General features: G+C 60.7%; 6 protein-coding genes. 4 read left to right on the forward strand and 2 right to left on the reverse strand.

Annotated features, from left to right (window positions below; all coding sequences use genetic code 11):
- Positions 1 to 798: 798 nt before the first annotated feature.
- Positions 799 to 1854 (reverse strand): phosphatase PAP2 family protein, encoded by a 1056-nt coding sequence (locus IWX64_RS16095; RefSeq protein ID WP_196868140.1) that lies wholly within the window; start codon positions 1852 to 1854, stop codon positions 799 to 801.
- Between the two features lie 1274 nt (positions 1855 to 3128).
- Here IWX64_RS16095 and IWX64_RS16100 point away from each other — a divergent pair.
- The 4 genes from IWX64_RS16100 (at position 3129) to IWX64_RS16115 (ending at position 7493) form a co-directional block, all read left to right on the forward strand.
- Complete coding sequence (locus tag IWX64_RS16100; protein WP_196868141.1) at positions 3129 to 4859, forward strand: alpha/beta fold hydrolase; 1731 nt, start codon at positions 3129 to 3131, stop codon at positions 4857 to 4859.
- A gap of 67 nt (positions 4860 to 4926) precedes the next feature.
- Positions 4927 to 5817 carry a diacylglycerol/lipid kinase family protein gene (locus tag IWX64_RS16105; RefSeq protein ID WP_196868142.1) on the forward strand — a complete coding sequence of 297 codons (891 nt, stop codon included), beginning with the start codon at positions 4927 to 4929 and terminating at the stop codon, positions 5815 to 5817.
- Between the two features lie 344 nt (positions 5818 to 6161).
- Positions 6162 to 6734 (forward strand): recombinase family protein, encoded by a 573-nt coding sequence (locus IWX64_RS16110; RefSeq protein WP_196868143.1) that lies wholly within the window; start codon positions 6162 to 6164, stop codon positions 6732 to 6734.
- A 255-nt stretch (positions 6735 to 6989) separates the two neighbouring features.
- Complete coding sequence (locus IWX64_RS16115; protein WP_196868144.1) at positions 6990 to 7493, forward strand: hypothetical protein; 504 nt, start codon at positions 6990 to 6992, stop codon at positions 7491 to 7493.
- A 415-nt stretch (positions 7494 to 7908) separates the two neighbouring features.
- Here the strand turns inward: IWX64_RS16115 and IWX64_RS16120 are convergent.
- Positions 7909 to 8545, reverse strand: a 637-nt coding sequence (locus IWX64_RS16120) for a multicopper oxidase domain-containing protein (protein ID WP_196868145.1), incomplete at its 5' end; no start/stop codon positions are given.

An 8545-nucleotide genomic window follows, 5' to 3' on the forward strand; every position in this document is an offset into this window, starting at 1 on the left:
CACCTACGCGGCCATCCAGGGCCGCCGGGCCGCGGTGCTCCAGGACGCCTACGCGGCGACCCCGCACCGGTTCGGTCAACCGCCGGCGCCGCCGGTGGGCCCCACGGCGGCGTGGATCAACCAGCCCCAGCAAAGCGAGGTCCCCGCACACGCCTAACCACTTAGCTGTGTCTCAAACGCCTTGACAGATTCCGTCCAGGCGCTCTACGAAGTGTTCAACCCAAGTATTGATCGTAAGAATGGCCATGGAACGTTGTTCCTTTGAGTTAGTCGAAGCGCCGAGGTGCAGACACATCGTTGTCAATGTCCAGCAATATCGTCAACATTTCGGGAAGCACCTGATTCACGCACTGCGACGGTTTCGTAACTCCAAAAGTTCGGTTGCGACGCGGTTCATGCTCCCGGGTGGGTCTGTGAGGATCTTGTTTGCTATCCCGTGTTCTTCCAATCTTCACACGGTCCGCATCAACGTAACCAAGAATTCCAGACCTTCAACCAGGTGTTCCCTATCCACAGAGCCAGCGGGGCTTTCTGCCAGACCGTCAGATAGTTCTGAAAGGTGAACGATTCCGGTATCAGTTTATTGCCAAAGACGTCCGAACGGGGTTTGAAGGAGGCGCTCAAAAGCCATAGCAGAAGGTAGGTGAAGACCACCGTTGCGCCGGGCGAGGGTAATCCAGGTGAGAACATGCACCATCAGTTTCCACTGCATGCATTGGATGCACGTTTTATTTGACTACCACGCCTCGGCTCCCACCTCGTACTGGTCCCCCTCAGACCTCATCTTCAAACCTTGCGCTAAGCCGTGGGCCGAAGCTTCGGAATGTTCCGGCGCCGACTTGGGAAGCGAATGATGCCTGTTGCAAGAGCGGCCAACCACACGGATAAACCGCCGATGGCAAGTCCGGCCGGGACGTCGAGTATGTAGTGCCACCCGAAATAGACGGTCGCCAGAGCGGTAAACACGACGTAAGCCCACAACGACCATCGGACCGGCTTTGGCAAACCAACCAGTTGCGCCATGAGTGCAGCTGTAAAAACGATTGAGACGTGCAGGGATGCGAACGCGGCAATCCCATGTACCGCCTGTGTTGCATGCGGATCGACGAGGACCGCCAACCGGTTTTCGTACAGCGAATCTTGGAGTTCCGACGTCGCGGTGATCGGCAGATCGGCGAACGAGGACTCCTCGACGTAGACCGGCCCTAACGACGGTAGGAGATAATACGTGGCAGTGCCGAGAATCCAGTTGAAACACAGGGCGCTCACGTACCACGCCCCGTGGGAGAAATCATCGGACCACACCATTGCCACGGCAAGCGAGAGTGGAACGAAGATCAAGAAGGATACGTAGACAACAGAGAGGAACTCTGCGGTGAAGCTCGTTCCCAGTAATTCGTGGAGGATGTCGCTTGGGTTGCCGCCGCCGGTGAACCACCTGTCGGTATCTACCAGCATGGAGTCCGTCAGACGATCCCGAAGAAATGGTAGGAAGCTTTTCAGGTTGCGGTATGCCACATAGGAGAGATAGAAACTCGCCAGCCCGGCGGTGATGGCTGCCAGCCGCGGCATCGTCCACCGCGATTTGAGTATTGTGCCGGTTGTGCGGAGCAAGTCTCGTACATCCGGCCGTCCGGCAAGCACCCGCGGCACTACGTCGGCCACCATCACCAGCACAACGATCAACGGTAGGCGGACGTAACTCGGACCGAGAAATCCGTCCGGGTCACGCACTGGCAACCCGTTGATAGCGGCCGTAACCACCATCAGCAGCATGAAAGAAGCCGTAGTGATTAATGGGATGCCAAAGAGACCCCGCCACGGGGAGCCACCGCGTTTGGCTTGAATTCTCACTTGACAACTTTACCCCAAGGGCGGGCGGATCGTACGGCTAGGGGCCGCTTAGGTGATTCACCATGCAGGCGGAAAGGATTAATGGGAGCGCCCGATGCTGTGCAGGGGTCCCATGAATCCAATCAATTTAAATCCGCCCTATTCCTCCTGGTGACGGTCCCCGATGCGCTGCCCCGCGTCGGCGAGAGACATGCCGTACGGGACGACGGTGACGTGGGCGGCACAGCGATTCGAGAGCGGAATGACCACTGAACTGGTACTCGACGTCGTCCTCGATGCGCCCTGCACTGTAGTGGACCTGCGGGCCGCACGGATCAGAATGTCAAACCGAAGTGGAGACCCTTTTTGCACCGTGAAGTGGGCCCATCTGGCCTCAGGCTTCGGACCAGGTAGTCCAATGTCGCGATCTTGGCTCGCCCCTTCCGAACTGTCCGCAGAGTGCTGTTGCCTCCACCGGTGGGATCTGAGACGGACATAGCTGCGCAGCCCTGTCCCGCCCGGTGAGGCAGGCTCCATCTGCTCGCTCAGATAGATCCCTAACCGTCTCTGGCAAGTCGATAGTAAGTCGGCTTGCTTTCCTGGCCTCTACGCCTTAACTTTATGGTGTAGAGCATTCCGTAGAGAAAACTGCGGCCCATTTTGCACTCCACTTCACCCGCGGATCGGCTCATCTCTGAGCACGGTATCCGCCGCCGATGACGGCACCCCCCCCAAGACACTTCAGGAGAATACTCAATACGAATACCAATGAGGCATCGACATGTTCGACGCACACCAGGGCATGGAGCTGACCACCTTCCTCACGATCGGCTACATGGTCGCCCGCGGGCTGGCGAAGTCCGGAAGTCGCGAGCACCACAACTCCTAGCACGACGCGATGATCCCCGCACCCGGGCCACTTACTCCGGGTGCGGGGATCGATGCCCTTCAACTGCCTCTCCCACAACAGCGGGATCAACCGATGACGTGGGTCGGGATACATGGATTCGGGACAGTATTCACCTCACCACATTCGCAGTCACCAAGGACCCCATGGATGACACCCAAACATCGCAAACTCGGCGCCGGATTGAACTTGCTGTTCGAGCACCAACCGGCACCGGCGACTCCGAAGTTTCTGCAGCGTCGCACCTTCCATACTTCGAAAGCGATTCGACAACCCTATGACGAACAGATTCAGTAGGCACTTCCGATCGCTCATTCGGGGCGGAGCCTCGCGTCTACGGACCGGAAACGGGCCAGCCGGTAACCCAGCACTGGCTGCGTTGCATGGTATGACCACCTCGCAGACGACTGCCCTCGCGACGACCATTCCCGCGCGGGCCGGGGGGCCGCTTGACGTGTCGTACCGTCTGCACACATCACAGAGGGTATCTACGGATTCCCGGGTCCGGCCGGTCTTCGTGTTTGTGCATGGCATCGGAATGTCACACCGCTACTTCGCCCGGTTACAGGCACACCTGATCCCCTACGGTGACACCGTCGTGTTCGACCTTCCCGGCTTCGGAGGAACACCGACACCATCCCAACAACTCAGCGTCTCTGATTACGCACACGTCATCGCAGACGCACTGAAAAATGCTCAGCTTTCCGGATGCGTCGTCATCGGGCACTCCATGGGCGCCCAGTTCGTCACCGAACTCGCAGCGCAACACCCTAAGCTTGTCTCAGCTATCGTGCTCATCGGTCCGGTCACGGACACTGCCCATCCTTCCGCTACCCGGAACTCCCTGGTCCTAGCCTTCAACACCCTGCTCGAGCGACCAGTTACCAATCTCCTGGTCACTGCGGCCTACCTGAAGTGCGGAATTCGCTGGTACCTAGCGGAACTACCCGTCATGCTGACCTATCGCCTCGATGATAAGGTGGCCAGCCTCACTCAGCCGGTGCTGATTATCCGAGGGTCCCTTGATCCGATCGCAAACCGGGCATGGTGTCAGAAGCTTGCCCGACGAGCCTCCGATGGACGCGCAACGGAGATACCCGGCCAACCCCACGCCGCACACCGCACCGGCGCACCCCTGGTCGCAAACGCCATCCTCAACCTGGTCAAAGACATCCCCTCCGCCCACCTCCAAAGCAACAGGACCTGGATCCCCTCCAGCGCTGAAGACACCAAGACCTCCCTGCGGCCCGCCCTGCCAGCTCCGGCGCGGGCAAAAAACCCGGTGACGAAGCCGGACTGGCGCAGTATCACGGTCGGTGATCGTCAGTGCCGTGCGTACCTTCTCGAACATCACAGTGTGATCCACGAAGTGGCGGGCACAGTCCCGACCGCCCGTACCGTGTTCGTCCTCATCCACGGTATCGGCATGTCCCACCGGTACTTCCTGAGGCTGGGTCGATACCTTTCCCGGCAGGGGAGAGTGCTCGTGATCGATCTACCCGGATACGGTTGGACGCACCGACCAGCGGACGAGGTCACCAACCCCGCCAACGCCGAGCTCGTTGCAGCACTCATGGACGACATAGGGGTTTCCTCCTGCACGATCGTCGGGCACTCGATGGGGGTGCAAACAGCAACGGAACTGGCCATCCAACGACCTGACCTCGTGTCCCACCTCGTGCTCATCGGAGCAGCCGTTGATGAGCGCCGACGCACCATCGCCCAGCAGGCGCTCACACTGGGCCTGAACTCTTTCCTCGAGGAGCCGCTACTCAACGCCGTCCAGTTCCTGGATGTCCTGCGCTGCGGGCCTCGATGGTACTTGGCGGAACTAGGCATCGCCATGGCCTACCGCTTAGAGGAACGTTTGCCCCGTGCAACCCAACCCGTCCTCATCCTGCGCGGATCCCGTGACCTGGTCGCAGGCATCGCGTGGTCACGCAGCCTCGCCGACTCGTCCAGCGACAGCACTCTGACCGTGGTCGCAGGGGCACCGCACGCAGTCCATCACAGCGCACCGGGCACCGTCGCACACCACATCATCGGGTTCGTTACCCACAGCAACGATTGCCTACCAGAACACGCTGCAAATACGCCTCGCTTCATCGGGTCGCCCTAAGAAGCAGGACGAAGGGACGCGGTAGTACCAAGGCGATAGGGCCAACAGCTACGAAAGGGTTTCACTCATGGATGCACCGCACGGTTTCGCACTAATCACGATTGTTTTCAACCCCAACAGCACGGGGGACGCACCGAAACTCGCAGAGGAACTCCGGGACGATGTCCTGTCTGCGCGACCTGGACAAAATGTGAGGCTGCAGCCCACCGAGTACGCCGGTCATGCCGTAGAACTTGCCCGGGAAGCGGCATCCTCAAGAAACGCTCTGGTGGTGTCGGTCAGTGGTGACGGCGGGTACAACGAGGTCATTAACGGTGTCATGGCCAGTCACAACAACGACACGGTCTGCGCCGTCCTGCCGGCAGGTAACGCGAACGACCACAGCCGGGTCACCAGTCAAAAACCCCTGGTGAAAGCCATCACCGACGGAAGGGTACGCCGGATTGATCTGCTACGTCTCAGTCTGGACAAAGCAGGGGTAGAGCCCGTGTATGCGCACTCCTACATCGGCTTCGGCCTCACCCCGGTCGTCGCGTTTGACTTGGAAAAGGCAAGCAAGGGAGCCGCGAGGGAGATGTTTTCGGTCGTGCGGACCTTCTCAAAGTTTGAGCCCTTCGAGATCCGCCAGATTGACGGCGAGCAACGCTCATTCGATAGCCTGGTGTTCGCAAATATCTCGCAGATGGCGAAATACGCGACCCTCAGCGAGGCCGGGGACCAACCGGTCGACGGGAAGTTCGAAGTCATCACATTCCCCCACATGGCCAAGTGGCGCGTCTTGCTCGCCGCCCTGCGTGCCACCACGAAAGGGCTTGGCGACCAGCCGAGCTATACGCAGTACCGATTCTCCACGCTGAAGCCTATGCCCTACCAGATCGACGGTGAAGTGAAGTCAGTCAACGCCTATATTGACGTCACCATCGACAGCGCTCCGCAAGCCTTATCGATCCTCGGCTGACACACCCAGGCGTCTGAGATTCGGCTTCAAAGTTTCATCGTCGGGGTTCACTTGGTCTCCCGACATTGGACTCACAGCAGCGAACCGGGGGACTAAATCGTTTGTCACCCTATACCGCCAGACCAGGCCAACTTTCGATCTCCCAGCTGTCCTGTGGGCCAGTCGCGTAATTGTGCCCTCAAGGATCCTTTGTCAGGACGTGACGGCGGGCCCGGCTGCGGTTGGTCGGAGTCCAGCATTTGCGGCAATTCCCGGAGGCGTGTCGTGTCTCAGCAATGTGTCTCACATGGACTATTCTCAAAAAAGCGGATTAGGGCCTTGGATGAGCTAATAGGGGAGTGGGCGTGGGCAGTATCGGGTATGCGAGGGTCAGCACCCTGGACCAGAACGCGGACCTGCAGCACGCGGCGTTAGCGGCCGCGGGCTGCAGGCGGGTTTTTACGGACCATGGTGTGAGCGGGACGAGGGCCAGCAGGCCTGAACTGGATAAACTGCTCGATCATCTTCGGGAGGGAGATGAGGTGGTGGTGTGGAAGCTGGACAGGTTAGGGCGCAACACCCGAAACCTGCTGGCCCTCATCGATGATCTCGAACACCGGGAGGTGCACTTCCGCAGCGTCACGGAAGGCATCAGTACGACGGGTCCGATGGGCAGGGCCATGCTGACCGTGATGTCCGCGTTCGCTCAGCTCGAGCGCGACCAGCTGGCCGAGCGGACAAGGGCCGGCATGGCCGTAGCAGCTGAACATGGGCGGAAGGCCGGGCGGCGGGAAGTCACCGCCGCTCATGCGTTGGTCAAGCGCGCCCGTGATCTGAAGGCCCAGGGTCTTGCTCCGGCTGATATTGGGAAGATCATCGGGGCCAGCCGGGCAACTGTGTACCGGTACCTGAGCATGGGAACCAACGACGTGCTCTGACGAGGACCGAAGGTGACACCACGGACGACCGGAACGGGCGCGTAGCCCGCGATCAAGGTTCCTACGCGCCACTCTTGCCGAACACCCGCGAAGGCGGTCACCGCGGCCATAAAAAAGCACTGGGCTGGACCCGCCACATAGCGCTGACAGTGGTGTGGATGGGTCGGCGTCAGTGTGCTGGATTACAGAACCTCGATCTGTCACATGGATAGGGTGGGTAGATTATTTGTCATTCATTTTCTTTAGGAGACTATCGTGCGGCTACGAACGTTCCTCGCCCCAATGAGCATCGCCGTTTTGGCGTTGCTCGCTCCGAGTCCGGCTTTCGCGGACTCGGACGGCACCCCCCGCACCAACTCCAGCACCAGCGCCAGCGAGGTTCATCGCATCAATGGGGCAGCCGTGAGCTCCCTGCCGGAAGACCAGCGGAGGTTGTCGGTGGAAGGCAAACTCGGCAGCGACGGTGTGGCCGCCGGACGCCTGTCCTTCACGCATCAGAGCCCGTCAGGGTTATCCCACTTCACGGCCCGGTTGACCTGCCTGGAGTTCAATGACGGCCGGACAGAAGTCAGTGGAATCATCACCAAGGGCGAGACGGCCGCCGGTGTTGTCCTGGACGGCAAGATGGTGGCCTTCACCTTGGACACAGAAGGTGCGCAGAACTTCTCGCTCCCCCAGGTCGGTCCCGGAGCCGCCAACTGTGGAGGGGGCAGGGCCGAGACGGTACCCGTAACCCAGGCGGGCTTCCACATCCGCTGATTCCTTCGCGGTGATCCTCCCGGCTTGTTTACGCCCTGCCCCGCGAACGGTGTGCACAAGCCGCCCCTAACGTCCCTCGCGGCGCTGCCCGGGTGGTAGCAGCAAGCACATGGTCACTCAGAATGCATTACTCGATGATGCCGGGTTTGCTAGCCGTCGGCGGCATGCAGATTGCCGGGACGTCTTGCGGTCCGCCTTCGGGGTGGACTTCAACCGGCCATTTTTTGGCGGCTCGATCCCAGCACACCCAGCGCTGGTCCTGGCCGACAGCGCAGCGCAGCTGGTGCGATCCTCCTGATGCGTCCCCGATGGGGACGGGATCGTTGCACATGGTCCAATGTCACCGTTACCCCCGGGGGCAGCTGTCGGGCGCTGAGGTCCGTGCAGCGGCGTCGTCCTCCGGTAGCACCTAGCCTCAGCGGGCTTCGACGGTGCCCATCATGCCTTGGTCTTCGTGGTCGAGGATGTGGCAGTGGTAGACGGTGCGTCCGGGGAAGTCTTCGAAAGCGATGAGGACTTTCACCTGCCCGCGGGCCGGGACGTTGACGACGTCCTGCCACCTCGGTTCGGAGACGTCGCGGTCACCGTCGTCGATGATCTGCATGGGCCACACGTGCAGGTGTATGGGGTGATCCATGGGACTGGAGTTGATCAGGGTCCATTCCTCGACTGTTCCGGCCGTGACCGGGGTGTCGGTTCGTTCTGGGTTGAATTCCTGGCCGTTGATGGTGAAGGCCATCATGGTGTCCTCCCCGCTGCCCATACCACCCATCGTGGCAGCGTCACCGCCCATGTTGCCGGCCATGCCCATGGCGAAGTTCAGGGTCTTGCGTCCGGCGACTGGTTCTGCGCGCAGGTCCCGCAGCGCGGGGCCAGCGGGGACTGGTCTCGGGGTTTGGGCCGAATCGCCTACCACCTTGATCCGATACATCGAGGACACTGAGCACCAGTAGCGACCCTCATCGAGCTCGCGGGCCCAGATCTGGCCGATCGCCAGATCCGCGTACGCCGGAATGTTGATCAGCGCGAGCACCGCCGCCCGCTCGGCGCCC

Source organism: Arthrobacter sp. CAN_A212, assembly GCF_015752345.1.
In the GTDB taxonomy this organism is placed as follows: domain Bacteria; phylum Actinomycetota; class Actinomycetes; order Actinomycetales; family Micrococcaceae; genus Arthrobacter_D.

Excerpts from the sequence above, each read along its gene's own strand:
- IWX64_RS16100 (WP_196868141.1), top strand. The coding sequence starts at position 3,129 with ATGACCACCTCGCAGACGACTGCCCTCGCGACGACCATTCCCGCGCGG.
- IWX64_RS16105 (WP_196868142.1), top strand. The coding sequence starts at position 4,927 with ATGGATGCACCGCACGGTTTCGCACTAATCACGATTGTTTTCAACCCC.